This window comes from Evansella clarkii (assembly GCF_002019695.1).
GTDB classification, from domain to species: Bacteria; Bacillota; Bacilli; order Bacillales; family Salisediminibacteriaceae; genus Evansella; species Evansella clarkii.
Map to the genome: position 1 here is coordinate 2,421,817 of NZ_KV917376.1, position 24,318 is coordinate 2,446,134.

Annotated in this window: 23 protein-coding genes and 1 other annotated feature; of the genes, 18 read left to right on the plus strand and 5 right to left on the minus strand. The window is 42.6% G+C overall.

Going from position 1 to position 24,318, the window contains the following annotated elements:
- Positions 1-557: 557 nt before the first annotated feature.
- The 8 genes from BK582_RS11000 to BK582_RS11040 all read left to right on the plus strand — a co-directional run bounded on the left by BK582_RS11000 (position 558) and on the right by BK582_RS11040 (position 9,172).
- Entirely contained in the window at positions 558-1,436 is an 879-nt protein-coding gene (locus tag BK582_RS11000; protein ID WP_078595081.1) for a putative sporulation protein YtxC, read from the plus strand.
- A gap of 521 nt (positions 1,437-1,957) precedes the next feature.
- Entirely contained in the window at positions 1,958-3,907 is a 1,950-nt protein-coding gene (gene thrS / locus BK582_RS11010) for a threonine--tRNA ligase (RefSeq protein ID WP_078595083.1), read from the plus strand.
- Between the two features lie 323 nt (positions 3,908-4,230).
- Positions 4,231-6,381 carry a sensor domain-containing protein gene (locus BK582_RS11015; RefSeq protein WP_078595084.1) on the plus strand — a complete coding sequence of 717 codons (2,151 nt, stop codon included), beginning with the start codon at positions 4,231-4,233 and terminating at the stop codon, positions 6,379-6,381.
- A gap of 113 nt (positions 6,382-6,494) precedes the next feature.
- Positions 6,495-6,617, plus strand: a sequence feature (ribosomal protein L20 leader region).
- A 177-nt stretch (positions 6,618-6,794) separates the two neighbouring features.
- Entirely contained in the window at positions 6,795-7,298 is a 504-nt protein-coding gene (infC, locus tag BK582_RS11020; RefSeq protein WP_078595085.1) for a translation initiation factor IF-3, read from the plus strand.
- 112 nt (positions 7,299-7,410) lie between these two features.
- Positions 7,411-7,599: a 50S ribosomal protein L35 gene (gene rpmI, locus BK582_RS11025; RefSeq protein WP_078595086.1), complete on the plus strand. Its 189-nt coding sequence runs from the start codon at positions 7,411-7,413 to the stop codon at positions 7,597-7,599.
- Positions 7,600-7,699: 100 nt separating this feature from the next.
- Positions 7,700-8,056: a 50S ribosomal protein L20 gene (gene rplT, locus BK582_RS11030; protein ID WP_078595087.1), complete on the plus strand. Its 357-nt coding sequence runs from the start codon at positions 7,700-7,702 to the stop codon at positions 8,054-8,056.
- A 136-nt stretch (positions 8,057-8,192) separates the two neighbouring features.
- Positions 8,193-8,465, plus strand: a complete 273-nt coding sequence (locus BK582_RS11035) for a DUF1294 domain-containing protein (RefSeq protein WP_078595088.1) — start codon at positions 8,193-8,195, stop codon at positions 8,463-8,465.
- Positions 8,466-8,590: 125 nt separating this feature from the next.
- The gene (locus BK582_RS11040) at positions 8,591-9,172 is read left to right on the plus strand and encodes a TVP38/TMEM64 family protein (RefSeq protein ID WP_078595089.1); all 582 of its coding nucleotides are present in this window, start codon (positions 8,591-8,593) and stop codon (positions 9,170-9,172) included.
- 179 nt (positions 9,173-9,351) lie between these two features.
- Here BK582_RS11040 and ligD read toward each other — a convergent pair whose 3' ends face one another.
- The 4 genes from ligD to BK582_RS11060 all read right to left on the minus strand — a co-directional run bounded on the left by ligD (position 9,352) and on the right by BK582_RS11060 (position 13,314).
- The gene (gene ligD / locus BK582_RS11045) at positions 9,352-10,608 is read right to left on the minus strand and encodes a DNA ligase D (protein WP_078597959.1); all 1,257 of its coding nucleotides are present in this window, start codon (positions 10,606-10,608) and stop codon (positions 9,352-9,354) included.
- A 14-nt stretch (positions 10,609-10,622) separates the two neighbouring features.
- Positions 10,623-11,594 (minus strand): ATP-dependent DNA ligase, encoded by a 972-nt coding sequence (locus BK582_RS11050; protein ID WP_078597961.1) that lies wholly within the window; start codon positions 11,592-11,594, stop codon positions 10,623-10,625.
- Between the two features lie 11 nt (positions 11,595-11,605).
- Complete coding sequence (gene ku, locus BK582_RS11055; protein WP_078595090.1) at positions 11,606-12,487, minus strand: non-homologous end joining protein Ku; 882 nt, start codon at positions 12,485-12,487, stop codon at positions 11,606-11,608.
- Between the two features lie 431 nt (positions 12,488-12,918).
- Positions 12,919-13,314 carry a sigma-w pathway protein ysdB gene (locus BK582_RS11060; RefSeq protein WP_078595091.1) on the minus strand — a complete coding sequence of 132 codons (396 nt, stop codon included), beginning with the start codon at positions 13,312-13,314 and terminating at the stop codon, positions 12,919-12,921.
- Positions 13,315-13,619: 305 nt separating this feature from the next.
- Between BK582_RS11060 and BK582_RS11065 the strand changes: the two genes are divergently transcribed.
- Together BK582_RS11065 and BK582_RS11070 are read left to right on the plus strand one after the other, a co-directional pair.
- A complete protein-coding gene (locus BK582_RS11065; protein WP_078595092.1) occupies positions 13,620-14,120 on the plus strand; it encodes a dUTP diphosphatase in 501 nt (166 codons plus the stop codon).
- 117 nt (positions 14,121-14,237) lie between these two features.
- On the plus strand, positions 14,238-15,314 hold the full coding sequence (locus tag BK582_RS11070) for a M42 family metallopeptidase (protein WP_078595093.1): 1,077 nt from the start codon (positions 14,238-14,240) through the stop codon (positions 15,312-15,314).
- A 516-nt stretch (positions 15,315-15,830) separates the two neighbouring features.
- On the opposite strand, the gene sspI is transcribed toward BK582_RS11070, so the two are convergent.
- On the minus strand, positions 15,831-16,037 hold the full coding sequence (gene sspI / locus BK582_RS11075) for a small acid-soluble spore protein SspI (protein ID WP_078595094.1): 207 nt from the start codon (positions 16,035-16,037) through the stop codon (positions 15,831-15,833).
- Between the two features lie 328 nt (positions 16,038-16,365).
- Between sspI and BK582_RS11080 the strand changes: the two genes are divergently transcribed.
- The 8 genes from BK582_RS11080 to BK582_RS11110 all read left to right on the plus strand — a co-directional run bounded on the left by BK582_RS11080 (position 16,366) and on the right by BK582_RS11110 (position 24,050).
- Positions 16,366-17,118 carry a TrmH family RNA methyltransferase gene (locus BK582_RS11080; RefSeq protein WP_078597963.1) on the plus strand — a complete coding sequence of 251 codons (753 nt, stop codon included), beginning with the start codon at positions 16,366-16,368 and terminating at the stop codon, positions 17,116-17,118.
- A gap of 163 nt (positions 17,119-17,281) precedes the next feature.
- Entirely contained in the window at positions 17,282-17,443 is a 162-nt protein-coding gene (locus tag BK582_RS26950; protein WP_169910958.1) for a hypothetical protein, read from the plus strand.
- A 197-nt stretch (positions 17,444-17,640) separates the two neighbouring features.
- Positions 17,641-18,675, plus strand: a complete 1,035-nt coding sequence (pheS, locus tag BK582_RS11085; RefSeq protein WP_078595095.1) for a phenylalanine--tRNA ligase subunit alpha — start codon at positions 17,641-17,643, stop codon at positions 18,673-18,675.
- Positions 18,676-18,711: 36 nt separating this feature from the next.
- Positions 18,712-21,132, plus strand: coding sequence for a phenylalanine--tRNA ligase subunit beta (gene pheT / locus BK582_RS11090; RefSeq protein WP_078595096.1), 2,421 nt, complete (start codon positions 18,712-18,714; stop codon positions 21,130-21,132).
- A gap of 115 nt (positions 21,133-21,247) precedes the next feature.
- Positions 21,248-21,484 carry a hypothetical protein gene (locus BK582_RS26955; RefSeq protein ID WP_169910959.1) on the plus strand — a complete coding sequence of 79 codons (237 nt, stop codon included), beginning with the start codon at positions 21,248-21,250 and terminating at the stop codon, positions 21,482-21,484.
- Between the two features lie 66 nt (positions 21,485-21,550).
- On the plus strand, positions 21,551-21,832 hold the full coding sequence (locus BK582_RS11100; RefSeq protein ID WP_078595098.1) for a hypothetical protein: 282 nt from the start codon (positions 21,551-21,553) through the stop codon (positions 21,830-21,832).
- A 5-nt stretch (positions 21,833-21,837) separates the two neighbouring features.
- Positions 21,838-23,484, plus strand: a complete 1,647-nt coding sequence (locus BK582_RS11105; RefSeq protein WP_078595099.1) for a solute symporter family protein — start codon at positions 21,838-21,840, stop codon at positions 23,482-23,484.
- Positions 23,485-23,504: 20 nt separating this feature from the next.
- The gene (locus tag BK582_RS11110; RefSeq protein WP_078595100.1) at positions 23,505-24,050 is read left to right on the plus strand and encodes a hypothetical protein; all 546 of its coding nucleotides are present in this window, start codon (positions 23,505-23,507) and stop codon (positions 24,048-24,050) included.
- Positions 24,051-24,318 lie beyond the last annotated feature (268 nt).

The following is a 24,318-nucleotide window of genomic DNA, read 5'->3' on the forward strand; positions in this document are numbered from 1 at the left end:
AAACCCTTTATATAAAAAAAATTTTCCTGTAAAGAAGAATCTTATAAATAAAACCGTCCGTAAAATCCCGCCTCACCTCCGACCTCCCGCACCAGCTTACAGAACTTCAGTCCCCAGGGTCCCAGCCTTCGGAGCCTCAGCTCCCAGAGCCCCCACCCCCAGTACCTAACTCAAAAACTCCGCCTCACATCAAAGTGCATGCGAAGATATTCGGGCGGGGGGTGTGAATTTCATTACTCTCCCCACTGATCGTTACCTGAACCACCCCGGATATTAGCGCTTCTCCACTGATCGTTACCTGAACTACCCCGGATATTAGCACTTTCCCACTGATCTTTATCTGAACAACTCCCGGATGTCCCCCCCACTGAGCCTCATACGAACCAACTCAGATATTAACACCCCCAACCAACTGAACTTTCACTTTATTTTAATAGCTAATCATAAATGCACAGCTCATCCATATATATGTATTAGATGTTTGCAAAGAGTTGAAGCTTAAGAATCAAGTCTTGCCGAGACTCTCAACTCGACTGCACGATTGGGAGGGGCTGCCGTTGTTAGTTATAGAATTTAAAAATATTTCACTATGTGAGGCCTTCTATTGTCAATTGCTCCGTTCAATGGATACATACGAAGGCGTCAGGAAAAGTATATTTACGAAACAGGAAGATGGGGAGACCAGGCTTTTTATTAATATGAATGTGCTGGACGGGGATAAGCCAGATAAAATGAAGGAAGTTGCGCTTATTTTAACAAATGTAACGATAAAAAATGTACTGCCTCTCTGGATGGAAGAGCTTCTGAGGGAAAGGTTTTATTATGAAGAGCAGTATGAAATCGATGCTATTATGGGCCATGCAAGAGATCTTTTTTTTAACCCTCCGGAGGATGTGCCTCTGGAAACTTCATTTCTGGACTGGCAGAAGGAAATGTTTCAGCTCTATCATCAGTTTATTCAAGCTTCTATCTGCTTTTCCTTTGAGTCGTTTTTAATGTTCCGGTTCAGGAAAAACAAAGAGCAGCTTGGGGAAATTGTTGAAAAAGCAATTGATGAATACAAGATGGAGTATGATTATCAGATTATGCTTCAGACATGCCGGGAATTTTTAAAAGATACAGTACCGAGGGTGGATACAGTCCAATTATTTCTGGAGGAAGAAGTTAAATTAGTGGATGGAAACGGAAGGCTGATCTCCAGTCAGCAAATACTCCGATGGCTCAGTGAAGAGATGTACTTTGATTCCCATCTGCCTCTTGCCAGGAGAGTTATTGGTCCTCTCGTGAGTATTTCACCCCGGAGGCTGATTATTCACCCGCGGACACATCATGAAGGATTGCTGCATACGCTCTTATCTATTTTTGAGGAGAGGGTGGAGCTGAAGAAAGAATTGGCGGGGAACAGGGGCATTGATATTCTGGCAGAAAATAATTAGCGAAAAACCCCGGGGGATAATCTCAAATGAAATAAAAGCAATAATTTGAAAACGGACAACAGTTCGGTGAAAACCTTCGTAAAAGGAGTTTATTTAAGCAAAGGCTTGATTTTCATCCGGGGGATTATTATAATACTATCCATAAGGAAATCAAGTAACCAGTGATGATGAGGACATGAGCTTTTTTAACCGGCTTACAGAGAGGGAAGCCACCGGCTGAAAACTTCCCAGTACGAAAATTTGCTTACCGCCTCTAAACTTCAGTTCGGAATAGGGATAAACCCCTTTAGTATGTACTGACGGCCCCGCCGTTACCGGGTCAAACGAAGCTGAACAGCCGTCTGGCACTTCTTCTCCAGAAGGTCGATGTACGGAAAATCTGTTCAGGAATTAGGGTGGAACCACGTGTGACACACTCGTCCCTTGTATAAGGGACGGGTGTTTTTTAATGCCTTGAAACCCGCCCGGTAACTTATCATTACGGAAGGTTATTCGATAAAAAGAGAAAAGGAGTGTCGAAAATGGCAGAAGCTGCTGAAAAAATTCTGATTGCTTTTCCGGACGGTAATAAAAAGGAGTACAGCAAAGGAACGACCACAGAAGAAATAGCTGCTTCTATTTCTCCAGGGCTTAAAAAGAACGCCCTTGCAGGTAAATTAAACGGAGAGCTTATTGATCTTCGCAAATCAATAGACGCAGATGGAGATATAGAAATAATTACTTATGACTCTGATGAGGGGCTTGAGGTTCTCCGCCACAGTACTGCTCATCTGATGGCTCAGGCTGTAAAACGTCTCTATGAAGATGTGAAGCTGGGCGTAGGCCCGGTCATTGAAGGGGGCTTTTATTACGACATAGATATGCCTCATTCCCTGACTCCGGAAGACTTAGAGAAAATTGAAAAAGAAATGAAAAGAATAGTAGATGAAAACCTTGAAATTAACAGGGTGGAAGTGAGCAGGGAGGAAGCTGTTCAGCGCTATGATGAGATCGGTGATGAACTGAAACTTGAACTTCTGGAAGATATTCCTGCAGGAGAAACAATCAGCATTTACGAACAAGGCGAATTTTTTGACCTTTGCCGCGGGGTTCATGTCCCGTCAACAAGCAAAATTAAAAAGTTCAAGCTTATGACTGTAAATGGGGCCTACTGGAGAGGCGACAGCAAAAATAAAATGCTTCAGCGTATTTATGGGACTGCTTTTCCAAAGCAAAGCCAGCTGGATGACCACCTGAAAATGCTTGAGGAAGCGAAAGAGCGGGATCACCGTAAACTTGGGAAAGAGCTGGGTATTTTTACAATTAACCAGAAAGTGGGACAAGGCCTCCCGTTATGGCTTCCAAAAGGTGCGACAATCCGCCGTACTATTGAACGTTATATTGTGGATCTGGAAGAACGTCTCGGCTATGACCATGTTTATACTCCGGTGCTTGGAAGTGTGGAACTTTATAAAACGTCCGGACACTGGGACCACTATCAGGAGGACATGTTCCCGGCAATGGGAATGGATAACGAAGATCTCGTTCTTCGCCCGATGAACTGTCCGCACCATATGATGATTTATAAAAATCAGCTGCACAGCTACCGTAATCTTCCTGTGCGTATTGCTGAGCTCGGTATGATGCACAGGCATGAAATGTCTGGTGCTCTTGCAGGATTACAGCGGGTAAGAGCGATGACTCTTAATGACGCGCATATTTTCTGCCGTCCGGATCAGCTGAAAGATGAGTTTATCCGCGTAGTAGATCTCGTGCAGAATGTTTATAAAGATTTCGGCATTGAAGATTATTACTTCCGCCTCTCTTACCGTGATCCTGCAGATAAAGAGAAATATGTGGATAACGATGAAATGTGGGAAAAAGCTCAGGCAATGCTTAAGGAAGCAATGGACGACATGGAAGTGGAATATGTGGAAGCGGAAGGCGAAGCAGCATTCTATGGTCCTAAGCTCGATGTTCAGGTGAAAACAGCGCTTGGAAAAGACGAAACTCTCTCCACTGTCCAGCTTGACTTCCACCTGCCGAACCGTTTTGAGCTTACTTATGTTGGAGAAGACGGTAAAGAGCATCGCCCTGTAGTCATCCACCGTGGAGTAGTTTCCACTATGGAACGTTTTGTAGCCTTCCTACTGGAAGAATACAAAGGTGCTTTCCCAACATGGCTTGCTCCGGTACAGGTTCAGGCTATCCCGGTAAGCGACGTGCATATGGACTATGTCCGCAAAGTGGAAGATGAACTGAAGCAGGCAGGGGTTCGTGTTAACGTGGATGTCCGTGACGAAAAGCTTGGTTATAAAATTCGGGAAGCACAAATGCAGAAGATTCCTTATATCCTTGTCCTTGGAGATAAAGAAATCGAGTCAGAAAGTGTCAATGTCCGGCGATATGGCCAAAAAGAAACAGATGTAGTAACACTGCAGGACTTTAAAGCTCTGATAAAGGAAGAAATAGAAAATCGCTCATCTAATTAAAACACCGTTACGGATAAATGGCCGGCAGCTAATAGCTGCCGGCTTTTTCTATATGGGTTCGCATCAACTTCCCTGTAATTAGAGTATTTCCCATGTAATAGAGTTAACTGCTTTCTCCATAGAGAAAGAGTCCAGAAAGTACGAGGGAAAAGTCAGGTTGTTTAACGACAGGAAACAAAGTAAAATGGAGATATTATACTAATTCTGTTTTTTTCGCCAGTTTTCTACAATTCTTACAGTGAATGAGTTAGAAATTTGTTGAAACAGCACTTCCCGAAAACAGCTTTGACATCGTACAGACTGCAGATAAGGACGTGGATGAAATGTTGGAATCGATTGTTTCAGTACATAAATGGACGGAAGAGTTCCACCAGCGGCTGAGAGAAGAGTACGGCAGGCTGTCTGATAATGTGGAAAATATGATCATTCAGCTTCAGGAAATGATAGAAGCTTTTAATCAGGCGTGTATGGTCGTTGTGACAGAAACGAACGGAAAAGTCATTGAAGTAAATGATGCTTTCTGTGATGTTTCGGGATACAGGAGAGAAGAACTAATAGGAGCACACCATAATATTCTCAAATCCGGACATTCCTCCTCAACTTTTTATGAAAAGATCTGGAAAGAACTTCAGAATGGCACAACCTGGACCGGGGAATTAAAACATAAACGGAAAGACGGAACATACTACTGGGTGAAAACTTCTTTTTTTCCGATTCCAGGGGAAGACGGTGTGCCGGAAAAGTTTATTTCTATTGGTTCTGAAATCACGGCTTTAAAATCCGAGGAAGAATTACGAACTGCTATTGAGCAGGATTATTCTGCCCTTATTAAAAATCTTCATAACTTTGTCATTCGCACAATTCAGGGGGATACAAACGGGCCCATTATTACTTTACTGGAAGGAAGGCTCGCAGAAAAAATCGGCATAACTACAGAGACTGTTAAATGGAAGCCTGTTTCCACTGTAATTGGAGACGGGAACCAGCAGCCTCTTATCCGGCAGAATTTTAAGAAAGCATATGCCGGGCAGCCGGTTAAATTCGAGTATAAGCAGGGTAATGGCTTCTTTCATGCCACATTGTCTCCTGTTACAGACAGAGATGGAACAGTAAAAGAAGTAGTAGCTTCAGTGAGTGATATTACGGAGCTGAAGAATTCGGAGCTTGCTGTAAGGAATATGGCGTTTCACGATCCTTTAACAGGGCTGCCTAATCGCAGGATGCTTGAAGAAGACCTGGCATACAGGCTGACAGATGCAAAATCGGCGGATAAAAGAGCAGCTATCATTCTTATTGATCTGGATCAGTTCAAAAATATAAATGACACCCTTGGCCACTCTGTTGGCGACAGATTTATTATGATGGCCGCTGAGCGGCTTCAGCATTTAAACCTTGAAGGATATGCAGATGATTTTCAGCTTTACCATATAGGCGGCGACGAATTTGTATGGTTTATTTTCGGTTCTGATGAACTGGAGCTGCTAAGAATTGTTGAATCTTCTTTAAAGGTATTTAATGAAAGGTTTCAATACAAACAGACTGAAATCCCTCAGAAAGCGAGCATAGGTGTGGCAGTCTTCCCTGATTCTGCAGATCATCCGGAAGAGCTTATGAAACATGCAGATATGGCTTTACTGGATGCAAAACACTCAGGAGGGGGGACGTACCGTTTTTTCAGCGCAGATATGAAAGGGGCGTTTCTCTCGAGGATTCGGCTTGAAAGCGACCTGAGGCAGGCAGTAGAACAGGAGCAGTTCCGGCTCGTATACCAGCCGGTAGTCCGTGCTGATGATAAAAAAATTATTTCCTGTGAAGCTCTCGTGCGCTGGGTTCATCCTGAAAAAGGAATGATCTCCCCGGCTGAATTTATCCCTGCGGCAGAAGAATCAGGGCTCATTATCCCCATTGGAGATTTCGTAGTAAAGCAGGCGTGCAGGGACTTGAAGAAATGGGATGAACTCCTTGGAAATGAGGACCTGATCATATCTGTTAATATATCTGCATCACAGCTTCAGCAGGCCGGATTTGTAAGAAGGCTGAAAAGTATTGTACAGGAATATAATGTCCGTCCCGGCAGAATCCAGCTGGAACTAACAGAAAACAGCGTAATGGAGAATACAGTTGATTCTATTAACACGCTGCAGAAACTAAGAGATTCAGGATTTACGATCGCAATTGATGACTTTGGTACTGGTTACTCCTCCCTGAGTTATTTAAAACAATTTCCTGTGAACTGTTTAAAGGTTGACAGGTCGTTTGTTAAAGACCTTCCAGGAGACAGAGCGGACAGAGCCATTGTTTCATCTACTATTAAGCTTGGTAAAGACCTGGGACTTTTTATGGTAGCTGAAGGAGTGGAGTGCCAGGAAGCATACGAGTATCTGAACTCCATTGGCTGCCCGTACGTACAAGGCTTTTATTTCAGTAAGCCTGTTCCTGCTGATAAATTTATCGGTCTGTTAATAAATAATTAATCTTCTGCGGCTGTCTGCGCCCCTAATTGCTTAACAGATCGATATTTTTAAAAACTAATTTGACAGAGACGAAAGCATGTGTTAATCTATTCTAGTGAACATCATATTGGAAACAAAGCAAGAAGAAGCGCCCGCTTCTCACCTGATTGACGCTTAGGCAGTTGACAGGTTACTACTGAGAACATACAGACAGGTAGAAGTGTGGGCGATTTATGCACCCATACTTTTTTTATTGTCATCAATACTTCCTGGCAGGTTGTGCTGATTGTAGCGAAAGGTGCGAGACGCCTTCGGGAATCGTCCTGTAGCGAAAATTATAAAACCTGTTTTTATTAACGGAAGTTTGACGGTGTTACGATAACAGCTTGCTTTGATCCGTAAAATTATGGAGGTGGCTCAATATTAGTAAGGATATGATCATTAACGACGCCATTCGCGCTCGCGAAGTGCGCTTGGTCGGAGCTAACGGTGACCAGATTGGGGTTAAATCAAAACAAGAGGCACTAGAAATGGCGCAAAATGCCAACCTTGACCTTGTAATGGTTGCGCCAAACGCTAAACCGCCAGTATGCCGGATCATGGACTACGGAAAATTCCGCTACGAGCAGCAGAAGAAAGATAAAGAAGCTCGTAAAAAGCAGAAGGTTATTAACGTAAAAGAAGTCCGTTTAAGTCCGAATATTGAAGAGCATGACTTTAACACAAAACTTCGCAATGCAAGAAAGTTCTTAACTAAGGGTGACAAAGTGAAAGCTGCAATCCGTTTCCGCGGACGCGCCATCACTCACTCTCAAATAGGTAAAGATGTTCTCGAGCGCCTGGCAAAAGAATGCGAGGATATCGCTACTGTAGAACAAAAGCCTAAAATGGAAGGACGCAGCATGTTCCTCGTCCTTGCGCCACAAGCTGAAAAATAAGCCTTTTTTCTATAAGACAACAACAACCGGCCATAAATTGCAGATGCTCAGGCATTTGTTAAAAGATTCACCATAACAGACAACGAATATGCAGATAGGGAGGAAACCCAAGATGCCAAAAATGAAAACTCACAGCGGCGCTGCAAAGCGTTTTAAAAAGACAGGAAGCGGCAAATTGAAGCGTTCCCATGCTTACACTAGCCACTTAGCTGCTAATAAATCACAAAAGCAGAAAAGAAAGCTTCGTAAAGGTGCACTGGTAAGCAAGAGCGATCAGAAGCGCATTGGAGAAATGATCTAATTTCAGATTGACTTAACATCGGCTGAAGAATGAGGGATATTCCCTGTCGGACAGCACGGTATTTATACTACACAGAATTGATTGAGAAGGAGGGATTACGATGGCTAGAGTAAAAGGCGGATTTGTTTCCCGTCGTCGTCGTAAAAAAGTATTAAAGCTTGCAAAAGGTTATGTAGGTTCAAAGCATAGATTATTTAAAACAGCCCAGGGACAGGTAATGAAATCTCACCTGTACGCATACCGTGACCGCAGACAGAAAAAGCGTGATTTCCGCAAACTCTGGATTGCACGTATTAACGCTGCAGCACGTATGAACGGCCTTTCTTACAACCGTTTCATGTTCGGTCTTAAGCAGGCTGGCGTGGAAATGAACCGTAAAATGCTTGCAGATATCGCTATCCATGACGAAAAAGCATTCTCTGATCTTGCTTCAAAAGCAAAAGAGAACTTAAAATAATCAAACTGAAAAGGCCGCTCTCATCCGGGAGTGGCTTTTCTTTATGAAGCGGTCTGTAATGTCCTGAGGTGTATACTAAAAATGTTATTGAACACTAATTCAAAAACAGTGAATATAATTTAGGAAAGGACAGAGTATGCGACCTGATTTTCTGATATATTATTTATTAATAATAAACATAATTGCTTATATAATCATGGCTCTGGATAAAAAAAGAGCGGTTTTGGGCAATAGGAGGATTCCGGAAAAAACACTAATGAAATGGGCTCTGTTCGGAGGGGCCGCCGGGATGCTGATTTCCTCCAGAGTTTTCAGGCACAAAACAAAGAAAAGATTGTTCAGTGCCGGACTGCCGGCAATTATTTTTTTGCATATATTAATCATTTCAGCTGCCTTTATATACTTGTGATGCACATTCAAGCACAGGTAAAAAAAGATTGCATGCTTAAATATGGTTAGTAAACACAATACAGCATAAAGAATAGATTGTTTAAATTCACATAGACATGATAGGAGAGAGGAGGATTCAGCAACATGGACGTATTCAGCGAAGCAATTCCTCGTGTCATTGAAGAAGCTGGCTGGCTTGCACCGGTTATATTTATTATTATTCATTTGATCAGGCCGTTTTTATTTCTTCCTGTAATTGTTATTTGTATTGCAGGCGGCTATTTATTTGGGTTTCTTCATGGTACTCTCTATTCTGTAATTGGCCTGTCTCTGATGAGTTTTTTCTTTTATAAGGTCGTTGATATTTTTCCTTCATTGAGGAACAGAATCACGAAACTGAAAGAGAAGATATTTAAAGACAGAATACTAACTCTTGGACAAGTGATGATTTTAAGAATGATGCCCTTTGTCCATTTTCACTTGTTATCCCTTTACTTGATGGAGATGACAAATTCATTTAAAGAATATATGCGTTATTCAGTAATGGGAGTTATACTTCCATCTGCTATTTATACAGCATTTGGCCAGGCAATAACGGAAATGCCTCTCTATCTTTCCCTTCTGTTTCTTGTTATGTTAACCGCACTTTTTTCTTATCTCGGAAAAAAAGGTACAGCTACCTACAAATGGGATCGGTTTTTCCCGCGAAAGCTGCCTTCTGAATAGATAATTAAAGCATGCTTGTTATAAGCATGCTTTTTTGTACTATAAGTAAGTATAAAATTTTAGCAAAGTAGCCGTCTCGACGCTGATAAAATTTTAAGGATTATAGTATAAGTGCAACTAAGGCAATCCTTCGCCTCTTTTAAGGCTTGGCTTGCCAAGTTTTCTTTACGACTGAAAAATCATGGGCTTTGTTTTTTTAATGAATCAATGACAGCCTTTAAAGCGGTATTTTCCTCGCCGAAGTACTTTTTGAAAGGACAGGGCTGTTTTTTCAGGCGCTCCCTCACTGTAAAAACAGAATAGTTTTCAGGCAGGAGTTCGTCGTTTATTTCTTCCCAGTGCAGAGGGGCAGCGACGGTGGCTCCCTTTCTCCCTCTTGATGAGTAAGGGGCGATAATAGTTTTCCCTCTCCAGTGCTGTACATAATCAATGTAGAGTTTATTCCCGCGTTTTTTTTTCATCCGCTCAACTGTGAAATCGTCTGGAAATAACTCAGTGAGATATTTTGCAATAAATTCAGTGAATAGACGTGTTTCTTCATACGTATAAGGGGAACCGGCAACAGGTATATGAATTTGCAAACCTTTTCCGCCGGACAGTTTAGGAAAGCTTTTAACTGCGAATTTATCAAACAGTTTTTTCATCTCTCTGGCCGCCTTTATTGCCAGAGGAAAATAGTCTTTACCTGGAGGGTCCAGGTCGAATACTATTTCTGATGGATTGTTTTCTCCGATAAAATTAAATGGAACGTGGAGCTCCAGAGCAGCCTGGTTGCCAAGCCAGAGAAGCGAAGATAAATTATCACAGACGATATAGTTAATATCTTCATCAAAATAGGAATGAATAAAGTCCGGAGTGTAATCAGGACGATTTTTTTGGTAGAAAGCTTCTTTTGTTATGCCATCCGGATAGCGGATTACGGTAACTGTTCTATTCTCCAGAAACGGGAGTATATGTGGTGCCGCCTCAAAAAGGTATGCTATATATTCATCCTTTGAAACAGGCGGTTCATCCCAAATAATTTTGTCAGGGTTGGTAATATTAACTCCATCGTCCACCGCACTGTTACGCAGCATTAAGTTAGCCAGAGTGCAGTCTTTCCAGTTGTATTTAAACTGGAATTGCAGGAAAACGGGCTTCACGAGTTTTCCGTTCTTAATACTGCTGAATTCCAATTCAACACATATCCCTGGTTCAACGGCTAAGAACATATTATCCCCAGGATCCGATGTCTTCTTTAAAGTCTCAAGAAGCGCAGTTTTTTCTTCCGCAGTCATCCCCTGAGAAAAAGCCCCCACAGTAATGGCATCATTGTTTCTGATCAGACCGGCGGAAAAAGTTTTTTTCTTCAGATCTGCTCCTGTAATGAAGAAGATTCCTATGAAATTTTTTTGTCTTTTTTTAAAGAATAATATATCCTGAATAGTTGATGTCATTAGCTGAACATCCTTTACAGTTTCTGTTTCTCCGGAATTTGCTCCTCCGGCAAAATGCATTCTTCCGGCGGGATATTCATGAAGCTCTGAATGCTTGGCTGTCGTACGGATCTTCCTTGAGGCCATTCAATATACTGTATTTTAACGGTGAGTTCTGGTTTAAGCCACTGTGTCTGTTTAATTCTCTCCGGCTTGTTGGAAAAAGGGGAAGCTTCTCTTTTCAGAGGCTCCACCAGTTTAGTTAATGAGACCCACTCTCCCCGTTTTAATTTTCCTGTTCCGGCGTGGCCGATATAGATGAAATTCCCCTCAGTGTCATACATGCCGAGAAGCAATGAATTAACGACATTATTCCGGTAAGTAACGCCGCCGACTGCTGCTATAATGTCCTGCATATTCTTTACCTTCTGCCAGTTGTTGTCTTTCCCTTCGATTTTATACTTGCTGTGTAAGTTCTTGACTACTATGCCTTCCATCCCTTGGTCTCTGGTCACTTCAAATAATGTGTCACCGTCTCCTTTTGACGTTGTCAGCTGTATTTGTTTACTTGGAACGATAATCTCTTCTAATAAAGAGATTCTCTCCTTTAACGGGAGTTCGTTTACCCATTTGCCGTTACAGTACACAATGTCAAAAATCATATAGTAAACAGGGACAGAAGTTCTCATATGCTCCACCCGGTCAAGACGGCGCAGTGCATCCCGGCGCATAACCTGGCGAAAAGATGGCCGTCCGTTTTCACCAAGGGCGATGACTTCTCCATCAAGAATGACAGATTCTGCTTTGCAGTAGGAAGAGACATCTGCTATTTCAGGGAAATGATTCGTCCGTTCGTTTTTCCGGCGGTTATACAACTTTGTTTCCTTTCCGTCATAATATACAAGAATGCGCACGCCGTCCCATTTTATCTGGGAGATCCATTCTTCACCTTCGGGGATGGACTCTGTGCTGACTGGTTCAAAAGGTTTAATTGGCTTCAGAATCATATCCATGCACATTAGGCTTCTTTCGCTGTTTTCTTCGTTTTCTTAGGTGTTTTTACCTTTTCTCCTGCAGTCTTTCCAGTTTTCTTAGCTGCTGTTTCTTTGCTTTTCGCCGCCCGTTTTGTTTTCTTCGGTTTCGCTTTTTCGATGCTCTTTTCAAGTGCTTCCATTAAATCGATAACATTTGTCTGTTCCTGTCTTGTAACACCTTTATCTTCTTCTACTTTCCCGCGAATCAGTTCCAATAGTTCCAGCCTGTAATCATCCGTGTACTTTTCAGGATCAAACTCTGCTGTCAGGTGCTCAATTAATGTTTTAGCAGTCGCAAGTTCTTTTTCCTGAATCTTCGTTTCGTCAGGCACGTTTGGAACCCCCTTAGCATCTCTTACCTCATCAGGAAAATGAAGTGTTTCCATAACGATTGTGTCCCCATAAACTCTTATAGCTGCAAGACTTTCCTTAGCTCTGATCGTAATTTTGGCAAGGCCGATTTTGTCAGTGTCCTTTAATGCTTTTCTGAGCAGAGCGTATGCCTTGGATCCACCTTCATTAGGGCTCATATAATAGGTCCGGTCGAAATAGATGGGATCGATTTCTTCCAGCATCACAAAATCGATGATCTCGACAGACTTGTCCTCCTGCTCTTTTTTCAGCTTTTCAAGTTCGTCATCATCAAGCACTACGTATTTTCCTTCGGTGTACTCATAGGCCTTAACAATATCATCTCCGGAAACTTCCGCACCGCATTCGGAACAAGTACGCTCGTATTTTATCGGAGCGTGGCAGTCTTTATGAAGATTACGGAGTTTTACATCTTTATTCTCCGTAGCAGCATGGAGTTTTATCGGGATGTTAACAAGGCCGAAAGATATGGTCCCTTTCCAGATTGTGTGCATAATTGGCTCTCCTTTTTCCTTGTCAGTTTTACGTTAGTATGCCCCGGGACATCTGGAAAATAAGAAAACATTTCAACAAAGCGTGATCCGGTTGTTTTTGTTTTAGATATAAGGCTTTGTAAAAGACGAATATGGGTTATTAAAGCATGTTGATTGTAGATAAAAGTGCGAGACGCCTTCGGGAATAACATTCGGCGAAGATCCCGCAGGGACGAGCGGCACCTCATGAATCCGCTGCGAGTTGTCTCGACGGATACACTTCAAAGGGATGCTCGCAGAGGAAGAGACGCTCTTTTTCCCGAGGAAGCTGAGGCAATGCCCGAGGCAAGTGAGCGTCTTTTATCGGAAATCAACACAGTATAATTTAACAAAGGTTAGTAATGAAAATTCCAACAAAAGAAAAACCAGCAAGCGGGTGCTTTGCTGGTTCATTAGCTTTTATTCATTTTTCTCAAAAGTTCTTTAATCGGGCTTTTCCATTCGATAACAGCTTTAGGATAGTTAATTAAGATTTCTTTTTCAATGAAGTGAAAGTCTTTTTTACTTAATCCTTTCAGGCCGTCTGTTTCTTCTGTCCAAACCATAATAGAAGTGACCTCAAATGAATCCTCAGCAGGCCCCAGGAATTTTTCTCCTTCAAACATAACTTTGCGATAAGTAAACAATAGGTTTTTACGAACATTTTCCGGTTCATCCAGAAGGAAGAATTCCCCTTGATTATGGGCACGCTCCAGCTTACGTCGGGGATCCAGCAAGTATTTTATAATACTGTAAATGATGATTCCTACAGCTAATAGGAGGAACAAACGAAATACGATCACTGTCATGATCCAATCTCTCCTTCAATGCCATTCTGCTACACTTTTCCCCAGATCTATATCATTTAAGCGGAAAATGGCTGTTTACTTTAGTATTTAATTAAGTATACGAGTGAAATTAAGGAAGGTTTCAAAACAAACGTATTCCTTTGTTATAATATTTGTTGGAATGGTATGTTATATGGGAGTGGATTTGATGTTTTTACAGCTTACCTGGCAGAATACTGCAGCAGCAACTGTTTTGTCTGCTTAAAAAACAATAGTGAGCCGTAATACGGAAAGAAAAAAAGAAATTATGGAGAAGGTGTTGTTAATTGGATTTTTCAGAGCTTTTTACAATGCAGAAAAAACTGGATGACTATATTGAAACAAAACATGGGCTTCAAAATGAACAGCTGCTGGAGAGAAAACTTCTTGCTTTCCATGTGGAGCTTGCTGAACTGGCGAATGAAACGCGATGTTTCAAATTCTGGAGTGAAAAAGGTCCTTCACCTGAAGATGTAATTCTTGAGGAATATGTGGACGGTATACACTTTATTTTATCTGTCGGTCTCGAGCAAGGGTTTCAGGAAGAGAATAATTACAACTTTCCAATTATAGAGAAGAAAGAGGGTGCTGAGCTTGTCCAGTATTTTTACAAGGTAATTGATGCAGTGTCCCGCCATCAGAAAGAGGCAACACGGCTGAGTTTTCGGGAATTATTTGATGCTTACCTGCATACAGGTGCTGCGCTTGGTTTTACAGAGGAGCAGATTCTTGCTGCCTATTATAATAAAAATGAGGTGAATCACGAGCGGCAGAATCAGGGATATTAACATTGCGGCTATGGTGGAAACCAGCCTTTTCTTTGAGTGGGACCAATTTTTTAGGTATAATAGATGAAGTGACATAATTTTTTTACTTTTCTATAAACCAAGGAGGTACATACTTATATGGATGATATGTTACGTATGCTCAAAGAGCTTACCGATGCAAACGGCATCCCGGGAAACGAACGTGAAGCAAGAGAGGTTATGAAAAAGCATATTGAACCTTTCGCTGATGAGATTGAAACGGACAATCTTGGCAGTTTGATTGCAAAGAAGGTTGGCGAGGAAAACGGGCCAAAAATTATGGTCGCCGGTCACCTGGACGAGATCGGATTTATGGTTACTCATATAGATGAGCGCGGCTTTATTAAATTTCAGCCTGTAGGCGGCTGGTGGGAGCAGGTAATGCTGGCACAGCGGGTGACCATTATGACAAGAAAGGGAGATATCCCTGGAGTAATTGGTTCCAAACCGCCGCATATTCTTCCTCCGGAAGCAAGGAAAAAGCCTGTTGATAAGAAAGATATGTTTATTGATATTGGAGCATCAAGCAGAGAAGAAGCAGAGGAGTTTGGTGTCCGTCCTGGAGATTCCATTGTTCCTGTATGTGAATTCACAGTAATGAAAAATGAAAAGATGCTCATGGCTAAAGCGTGGGATAACCGTATTGGCTGTGCCATTGCTATCGAAGTTCTCCGACGCCTGAAAGACGAAAAGCATCCGAACATCGTATATGGTGTTGGGACTGTCCAGGAGGAGGTTGGGCTGAGAGGTGCGAGAACTTCTGCTCACCAAATTCAGCCTGATATTGGCTTTGGTGTGGATGTGGGAATCGCTGGAGATACTCCGGGAGTCACTCCTAAAGATGCCCTTGCAAAAATGGGAGAAGGCCCGCAGATCCTTGTGTATGATGCATCTATGATTTCCCATAAAGGACTCCGTGATTTCGTAACAGATACAGCTGATGAAAAGGAAATTCCTTATCAGTTTGATTCCGTAGCTGCAGGAGGAACCGATTCCGGTGCAATCCACCTGACTGCAAACGGGGTTCCGGCACTGTCAATTACAATTGCTACACGCTATATTCACACACATGCTGCGATCCTTCACCGTGATGACTTTGAAAATGCGGTTAAACTGATCGTTGAAGTTATTAAGAAATTGGACAGCAAGACTGTAGAGGATATTACTTACCGTTAAGCTGATTTATGCCTCCCTGAGAAAGCCCGATTTTCCGGTTTAACCGGCAGATCAGGGATACCTCAGGGAGGCTTTTTTGCAGTTGCTGCAATGTGTTTCATTCCTTTTCCTCCTCTGCTTTATAACTCCCATCATTGCAAAACGTAATTTTGGGATTATCAGGGAGGAGAGTTGCGTTAACCCAACTGTCACTATGACATGTGTCATAGTGACATCAGGTGAATTTATAAAAAATAAAAGACGGAAGTGTTGGCCCGAAAGGCTTTATGGAGTGTTGCCCTAACGCAACTGTCACTATGACGCAACAACAAGAAAAGCTCCGGAAAGAAAATTCTTTTCGAAGCTTTCGGGGGTGAGAATCGTTTATCCCGATGTAACCGTCCGTAATACTCCCACCTCAAAACATGAGTTGAACCGGTGATGTTTAGGCGGGAGATAACGGACGCTAACATCCCGATTGGTTCAACTAACCATCAGTGGGGGATGAACAAAACCCCCACTGATTGAAGGTTCACTTTATTGCAGGCCCTGGGAAATTTGATTAATCATTTCCTTTTTGTCCTGTTCGCTTGCATTTTGCCAGTAGACTTCAAATAAAACTCCTAATCCAGGCAGCATTTTTTCCTCGCCGCTCTGCATAGCATCTGTAATAGTTGCTTCCACATCTTCAGCACTGCTGCCGGAGATATTGTCCATAATAGCTCCACGAAGATTAAAACTCATGCTGATCCATCCCTTCTTCACATTGTTTTTATTAAGAAAGAGCCAGTCTCCAGGTTTGTCTGGCAATTGATTCTGTTATAGTATGAGTGAGACAGGGTATGAATATGTGAAAAGGACAAAAAAACTTACAATAATATTAAGTGAAACTTCAATCAATGGATTCATCCCCCATTGATTGTTAGTTGAACTAATCGTGATGTTAGCGTCCGTTATCTCCCACCTAAACATCATCTTAGCCTCTCCACATGTTCTGAGGCGGGAGTTATACGGACGGTTGTATCGGGATAAAAAAGACAAGCAGATAAATATTCGGAAGAAGGGAAGACGTATGGAAATAATTGAATCCGTTAATAATCCTAAAGTAAAGGCGTGGAAAAAACTTCATTCCAGAAAAGGCAGGGAAAAATCCGGCCTGTTTTTTATCGAGGGAATTCATTTAATCGAGGAAGCTCTTAAGGGCGAACTGATGATTAATGAAATTATTGCTCAGGAAGACAGAGAAATACCTGCAGAATGGAGAGTAACGGACGTATCAACCGTTCATGTAACAAGCAAAGTAATGAATGAAATTTGTGAAACTGAAACTCCCCAGGGATTTGCGGCGGTTTGCAAACTTCCTGATAATGAAAATCTCCCGCTTGAGGAAGGAAAATTTTTATTTATAGATGAAGTTCAGGATCCTGGAAACCTGGGTGCTATGATCCGGACAGCGGATGCAGCGGGTATGACGGGGGTGATTATTGGAGAAGGTACAGTGGATCCTTATAATGGTAAGGTAATCCGTTCAGCGCAGGGATCATTATTCCATATACCTGTCCAGAAAATGGATCTCGAGGAAGCGCTGGAAATCTGCCAGGAAAACGGTGTTCCAGTATTTGGAACTTCATTAAAAGGTAGCACATATACAGCTATTGAGCCGCAGGAAAACTTTGCCTTGATAGCCGGAAATGAAGGGAATGGGGTAAAAGAATTTCTTTTGAACAAATGTGACCAGAATCTGTACATTCCCATATATGGAAAAGCAGAGTCGCTGAACGTAAGTATTGCATCGGGCATTTTGATGTATCACTTGCGAGGGTAGCATGTGCGGATTGGAAGTTGTCATGATTTCTTTAATAAACAAAGAATGCATTTGCGAAAAAAATCAATTGCTTATATAATGATGTAGATAATAACAAGCAATGAAATAATTTAAAGACTGTGAAGGAGAGTAGTACGCTGGGAAGTTCTCATGCAGGGAGGAAATGCCGCAGACTGAAAGCATTTCTATGCAGAACGCAGCCGAATTCACTCCGGAGTCGACACCGGACCACAAGTATACATATCTAAACCAGCTTGTGAAGGTGCTCCGGCGAAAAGGCCGTTACCTTTTTATGAGTGAATGCCTGTATTTTTTCGGGCATTAACAAGGGTGGTACCGCGAGCTTTCGTCCCTTACCGGGAAGAAGGCTTTTTTTGTTTGTCCCGTTTCTTTCGGACCGATACGTTTTTAGTTCACGGTTTAAACAATGTCCGTCCAGCTTATTAAATGGTTATCAGACTCCTGAGCAGAAGCAAGTATGGAGGTCAGGAAACGAATAGAATTTAAAGGAGGAAAATATTTATGTTAGATCGCCTGCAGGAATTGAAAGAAGAAGCACTGAAAAAAGCAGAGGAAGCATCTTCTCTGAAAGAATTGAGAGAACTGAAGGTGGCTTACTTAGGTAAAAAAGGGCCAATAACAGAAGTACTAAAGGGGATGGGGAAACTCTCCAAGGAAGAGCGGCCTAAGGTAGGCCAGATGGCAAACGAAGTTCGTGAGGCTGTAAGCACGAGAATTGAGGAAAAAGAGGGCAGGCTTGAAGCAGAGGCTATGGAGGCCAAGCTTAAAGAAGAGAGCATTGATGTTACGCTCCCAGGAAGAGGGATTAATAAAGGGAGCCGCCATCCGCTGACTTCAGTAATAGAAACTATCGAAGATGTATTTATCGGCATGGGCTTCTCAGTTGCCGAGGGTCCTGAAGTAGAAACGGATTATTATAACTTTGAGTCCCTGAACCTTCCGAAGCATCATCCGGCCCGGGATATGCAGGATACATTCTTTGTCACACAGGACTTGCTCCTTCGTACGCAAACATCTCCTGTTCAGACACGGACTATGGAAAAGCATAAAGGAAAAGGCCCGGTAAAAATAATCGTTCCCGGGAAAGTATACAGACGGGATGAAGATGACGCTACTCACTCGCACCAATTCATGCAAATTGAAGGGCTAATGGTAGACGAAGGAATCCGAATGAGTGATTTGAAAGGTATTTTTGAAGTATTTGTAAAACAGTATTTTGGCGAAGACAGAGAAATACGACTACGTCCAAGCTTTTTCCCGTTTACGGAACCTTCTGCAGAGCTGGACATTTCCTGTGCGTTATGTGAAGGAAAAGGCTGCCGCACATGTAAGCATACAGGCTGGATAGAGGTGCTGGGTTCCGGGATGGTTCACCCGAATGTTCTCCGTATGGGAGGATTCGACCCGGAGAAATATTCCGGATTTGCGTTTGGTATGGGAGTGGAGCGCTTTGCCATGCTGAAATACGGTGTTGATGACATCCGCCATTTCTATGCTAACGACGTTCGTTTTCTGTCCCAGTTCAATCGCGTATAACTGAAAGCTACTGTTAAATATAAAGGAGGAATCACTGTGCTTGTATCATATCAATGGTTAAAACAATATATAGACATAGATGATCTTACACCGCAGGAAATAGCGGAAAAGCTTACACGAAGCGGTGTGGAGGTGGATATTGTCCACTCTATGAATAAAGGTGTTAAAAACCTTGTAACAGGAAAGGTTCTGGCGTGTGAGAAACACCCTGAAGCGGATAAACTTAATTTGTGCCAGGTTGATATAGGGGAAGAGGAACCAGTGCAAATTGTCTGTGGAGCCGCAAACGTAGGAAAAGGCCAATATGTAGCTGTTGCGAAGGTAGGCGCAAGACTGCCGGGAGGAATGAAAATAAAACGGGCGAAACTGAGAGGACAGGTATCTGAGGGAATGATTTGCTCATTGCAGGAACTGGGGTTTGAAGGAAAGATCGTTTCCAAAGAGTACGCTGAAGGGATCTATAACTTCCCTGTTGAAGTGCCTCCAGGGAATGATGCTGCAGAGCAATTAGGTTTAAATGATGAAGTGCTCGAGCTTGATTTAACACCAAACCGTGCCGACTGCCTCAGCATGCTTGGAGTTGCCTATGAAGTTGGCGCTATCCTTGGAAGAGATGTAAAGCTACCGGATACAGAGATGGAAACAGACGCTGAAAATGCATCTGACTACATAACAGTAAATGTAGATGCAAAAGAAGATAACCCATATTACGGAGCGTTTATTATTAAAGACGTGAAAATCGGACCGTCGCCCCTCTGGCTGCAAAACACGTTAATGGCTTCTGGAATCCGTCCTGTCAATAACGTAGTTGACGTAACGAACTATGTTCTACTGGAGTATGGACAGCCGCTTCATGCCTTTGATTACGACCGGTTTGGCTCAAAAGAAGTGCTTGTAAGAAAAGCGCAGGAAGGGGAAAAAATAGTTACGCTGGATAACACAGAGCGCACACTAACAGCAGACCACCTTGTGATAACTAATGGATCTGAACCAGTAGCTCTTGCTGGTGTAATGGGAGGCGCCACTTCTGAAGTTGAAAACGACACGACAAATATTCTTCTTGAAGCTGCTTACTTTACTCCTGGTACTGTGAGAAAAGCTTCCCGTGACCATGGTCTGAGAAGTGATGCAAGTACTCGTTACGAAAAAGGTGTGGATCCAAATCGCGTAAGGGAAGCAGGAGAGCGTGCTGCCAAACTTATTGCAGAACTTGCTGGGGGAACTATCCTGTCAGGTGTGCAGGAATTCGATCAGCTGGACAGAGAGCCTAAAAAAGTTACTATAACATTGGAAAAAATAAATAACGTACTGGGGACTTCTATTGACACTGAAGAAGTTAACGGTATTTTTGACCGGCTGAAATTCCCTTCTGAAGAAGACAGCGGTACATTTATTATCAGTGCTCCTACGAGAAGGCAGGATATCCAGATTGAAGCGGATATTGTAGAAGAAGTGGCGAGAATGTACGGGTATGATAATATTCCAGTTACTCTTCCAAGCACTCCTGCAACACCAGGGGGGCTGACAGCAATACAGAAGAAAAAGCGGAAAGTCAGGAGATTCCTTGAGAATGCGGGTATCAACGAGGCAATCAGCTATTCCTTAACGACTGCTCAGAAAGAATCGCATTTCACAGAAGAAGACCGTCTCCGAGTAAATGTTGCCCTGCCTATGAGTGAAGAAAGAAGTACTTTGCGTACTACCCTCCTTCCTCATCTCCTGGATGCGGTAAGCCATAATAAAAACAGAAGCAGCCTTAACGTGCAACTTTATGAAATTGGCTCTGTTTTCCGTACAGAGGAAGAAAACGTAACAAAGCAGCCTGAGGAAACAACGTTCCTTGCAGCAGCATTTATGGGACTGTGGCATGAGCATCTCTGGCAGGGAGAAAAGAAGCCAGTGGACTTCTTTGTTGTAAAAGGCGTATTGGAAGGTATTCTTGAAGAATTAAATGTTACCGGTGAAATTGAATTTGTCCAGACTGAAAAACCAGGCTTCCACCCTGGCAGAACGGCAATACTGAAAGTAAATGGAGAAGAGGCTGCTGTTCTTGGACAGCTTCATCCAGCTACGGCGAAAGAATGGTCTCTCCCTGAAACATACTTGCTGGAGGCGGATCTGCAAAAGCTGATGGAGCTTGAGACAGAAGAGCTTCGATATACTCCGATTCCTCGTTATCCAGCTGTCGACCGTGATATAGCCCTCGTTGTTGACGAGTCTGTACAGGCAGGAGAAGTGGAAAAGGCAATTAGAGAACTTGGCGGGGAACTTCTGAAGCATACGGGTTTGTTTGATGTTTACCAGGGTGAACATCTGGAAGCAGGCAAGAAATCCCTCGCGTTTTCTATCCGTTACCAGGATCCTGAAAAGACATTAACAGATGAAGAAGTTGCTAAGGTCCATGACAAAGTTGTCTCCGGGCTGGAAGAAAAGTTAGGCGCGTACCTTCGAGTGTAACTGCAGGTATGAAATAGCCGCAGGTATGTAAAGTTAAATGAACGAAAACCGGTCATATTGGCCGGTTTTTTTAAATACTCAAAAAAAATAAGACTAATCGTGTTAGCGATTGTTTTTGGCACTCGTTAAATTTCCTGTTGTCACAAGAAGTGACATAGTGCAAGAGGCCCTGAAAAAAAGGCGTCTGCGAAATAATATAGGGCTAATAAACCAAAGTTTTATAAATATTCCTAATTTTTTAAAAACTATATTGACACCTTTTATTGGAAGCGGTTACAATCTTGAAATATCAGAGATTCTTTCAGGTGAAAAAACGGGAGATAAAGGCCCTCTATTTCAAAAAATATGGTGACTTCTCTGAAAGGATTACCGACTGAGCAATCAGTCAGAAAAATCTTAAACAAAGAGGAGAGAGATTATGAAAGCTTACAAATTTGAAGTGCGGATCACTATTTTATTAACAGTTTTATTTTTGCTTGCCGGAAATGTCGCATTAATATTTTCTATTTTTCCTGTAGAAGGATATCTGTTTGGTTTCCCGATTATGTACATCGTTCCTATTCTTTCCGGCTGGTTCGGGATATTTATTCTGACCATTGTAGCAAGCAGGCTCGGTAACAGAATCGACGAGGAAATTGAGAAAGAAAACAAACACCAGAAAACTCTCGGAAAAGAGAAAAACAGCGAGGAAGGGGCGTAAGGAAAATGGGAGAAGAAGCATGGCAGTTATCGAATCCTCTGTTAGGAATCGCGGCAATAGTAGTTACCTTTCTTTTATTTTACGTAGTAGGATACATATCCAACCGGAAAAGCACCTCTGTAACTGATCTGTATGTAGCAGGGGCAAGTATCGGCCCATTGACAAATGGTCTGGCTATGGCGGCGACTTATATGAGTCTTGCAACGTTTCTTGGTATTACGGCATTGATTTTACAGCTTCAAGTTCCGTTTATTATGCTCTGGATACAGCTTATCTTATCTATTCCTCTCATCACAATTATTTACGGGACAAGCTTAAGGCGTATGGGAGCATTCTCTCCGACTCATTTTATAAGGGAAAGATACGGATTAAGTGCTTCAATTATTGCTGCGCTGTTTATGATTCTCGTTTCTATCATGTATTCCCTTGGCCAGATGATCGGGATTGCTCTTGCTTTTGAAACTGTTCTGGGAATTCCTTACCTGACCGGCCTTATAGCGGGAGGGTTAATAATAGTAGGTTATATTACTATCGGGGGAATGGCTGGTGCATCAAATAACGCAGCTATTCAGATGGTTATTATAGCTTTAATGTTTATCGTGCCTTTAGGCGCTATTATGAAAGCCGTAGGCGGCAGTGGATGGTTTTTTCCTCCTCTGCTGTATGCCGATATGGTCCCGGCTATGCTTGAGGCTATGCCTAATTTCTTTGATTATCAGTTCTCGCCGAAATGGTATGTGTCGCTTATTGGATTAACTATCGGGTCACTCGGGCTGCCCCATCTTGCCATGCGGATATATACAGCATCCAGCTTAAAGAGTGCCCGTTCGGCAATGGTCTGGTTTGCTTTTATTATCGGTCTTGTATTTTCTGCAACGTATGCAATGGGTTTCGTTGGTGTTTATGCTACAGAAACACAAGGTGTGGCGATCTCACCGGGAGATGCTGATAAGCTCACTTTAATACTGAACCTTGTTTATAACCCTGAATGGGTAACCGCTCTTGTAATTGCAGGGGCTATCTCGGCAGGTCTTTCTACATTAAGTGGAAATCTGCTAGCTATCGGCGCTCTCCTGTCCCAGGATATTGTTACTACATTAAAGCCGGGGCTTAAGCAGAAAACCAAAATGAAGCTTGGATATGCTGCTATCTTTGCAGGAGGTATTATTAGTATCCTGCTTGCCATTAATCCTCCAGCCTTCCTGGTTGTTAGTATACTATGGGCATTCGGCCTTGCAGGGGTAACAAATGCTCCTTTGATTATCGTAGGGGTATGGTGGAAAGAAGCCAACAAATTTGGCGCAATTGCAGCTTCTGTTATTGGCGGAGCAGTATATATTATTGTATCGCCGTTTGTGTTCCCGAATATAGTACTTACAGGCCACAGTGTGACGGATGGAATGGGCCTCTCCGGTGCAATGCTTGCCATTCCGCTGAGCTTCATATTGCTAATTATAGTTTCGTATATAACGAACAGAATACCGCAGCTTTCTGCGAAGCTGACAACCAAAGAAGACCATGCCCTTATTGAAAGGATTCATGGATGGAAAGATATTCATCCTAAACGGTACAACAGTACGGCGGGCGCAGCAATCACAGTGATCTTCTTTGCTGTCATTGCAATATGGGCGATTATGCCCTGGAATATGTAGGCATGAAGGAGGTCTTCCTGGTGATTGGAAAAATGATTTGTCTTCGATCTTCCTCCTACACGGAGTTTCTGGCTGAAAAAAAGGCGCCGCTTTACAGCAGAATGATTGTAATTATGGCGGGAGTAATATATGGAATAATGGGGATTTATGCAAATGCAGGTTTTATTGCAAGCTTTGAATCGGAGTTACTGCGCAATGTTGCTGTACCATTTATATTTATCTTATTTGGTTTATTTTCAGTCTGGCTGACAAGGCTGGGTCTGACAATACTGCTCTGGGCGGGAGCAAGAGGGTTTGGGGGGCCGGGGAATATCGGTGACCTTAACCGGGGGGCTGCTGTAGCGCTGATTCCAGGACTGCTGGCTATACCTGGGCTAACAGGTGCCGGTGGCGGGCTGCTCACGTGGGCCGGTATAATAGCGGCGTTAATCTGGATGTATTTTATCTGTGTAAAAATACATGAGACCACTCAAGGCTTTCGAGGATGGAAAGCATACACCTCAGTATTTGCTGTGTTTGTCTTTTTTGCCAGCATCTATTATATCCTCGCCCCCCCTGGACTATAAAGTGAACCTTCAATCAGTGGTCAGTTATCTCCCACCTAAACATCACCGGTTCAACTCATGTTTTGAGGTGGGAGTTTTACGGACGATTTCATCTGATAAAAATAAATAACCAAGAAGAGAACCTGTCGGAAATATCCGGCAGGTTTTTTCTATCAGTTTGAAAATAAAAGGTAAGAAATACTGTTGACAGAATATTTATTCATGTATAATAATAAATATACGGTAATGATGATACAATCAATCGGAATAATTCAGTCCGGATATTTTT

Coding starts and splice junctions, on each gene's coding strand:
- BK582_RS26950 (WP_169910958.1), top strand. CDS start 17,282: ATGCCGCAGACTGAAAGCATTTCTATGCAGAACGCAGCCGAATTCACT.
- BK582_RS11080 (WP_078597963.1), top strand. CDS start 16,366: ATGGAAATAATTGAATCCGTTAATAATCCTAAAGTAAAGGCGTGGAAA.
- ligD (WP_078597959.1), bottom strand. CDS start 10,608: ATGACATCAACTATTCAGGATATATTATTCTTTAAAAAAAGACAAAAA.
- ku (WP_078595090.1), bottom strand. CDS start 12,487: ATGCACACAATCTGGAAAGGGACCATATCTTTCGGCCTTGTTAACATC.
- pheS (WP_078595095.1), top strand. CDS start 17,641: ATGTTAGATCGCCTGCAGGAATTGAAAGAAGAAGCACTGAAAAAAGCA.
- BK582_RS11100 (WP_078595098.1), top strand. CDS start 21,551: ATGAAAGCTTACAAATTTGAAGTGCGGATCACTATTTTATTAACAGTT.
- infC (WP_078595085.1), top strand. CDS start 6,795: ATGATCATTAACGACGCCATTCGCGCTCGCGAAGTGCGCTTGGTCGGA.
- rplT (WP_078595087.1), top strand. CDS start 7,700: ATGGCTAGAGTAAAAGGCGGATTTGTTTCCCGTCGTCGTCGTAAAAAA.
- BK582_RS11035 (WP_078595088.1), top strand. CDS start 8,193: ATGCGACCTGATTTTCTGATATATTATTTATTAATAATAAACATAATT.
- BK582_RS11015 (WP_078595084.1), top strand. CDS start 4,231: ATGTTGGAATCGATTGTTTCAGTACATAAATGGACGGAAGAGTTCCAC.
- sspI (WP_078595094.1), bottom strand. CDS start 16,037: ATGAGTTTTAATCTTCGTGGAGCTATTATGGACAATATCTCCGGCAGC.
- BK582_RS11070 (WP_078595093.1), top strand. CDS start 14,238: ATGGATGATATGTTACGTATGCTCAAAGAGCTTACCGATGCAAACGGC.
- BK582_RS11050 (WP_078597961.1), bottom strand. CDS start 11,594: ATGATTCTGAAGCCAATTAAACCTTTTGAACCAGTCAGCACAGAGTCC.
- thrS (WP_078595083.1), top strand. CDS start 1,958: ATGGCAGAAGCTGCTGAAAAAATTCTGATTGCTTTTCCGGACGGTAAT.
- BK582_RS11105 (WP_078595099.1), top strand. CDS start 21,838: ATGGGAGAAGAAGCATGGCAGTTATCGAATCCTCTGTTAGGAATCGCG.
- BK582_RS11040 (WP_078595089.1), top strand. CDS start 8,591: ATGGACGTATTCAGCGAAGCAATTCCTCGTGTCATTGAAGAAGCTGGC.
- BK582_RS11060 (WP_078595091.1), bottom strand. CDS start 13,314: ATGACAGTGATCGTATTTCGTTTGTTCCTCCTATTAGCTGTAGGAATC.
- rpmI (WP_078595086.1), top strand. CDS start 7,411: ATGCCAAAAATGAAAACTCACAGCGGCGCTGCAAAGCGTTTTAAAAAG.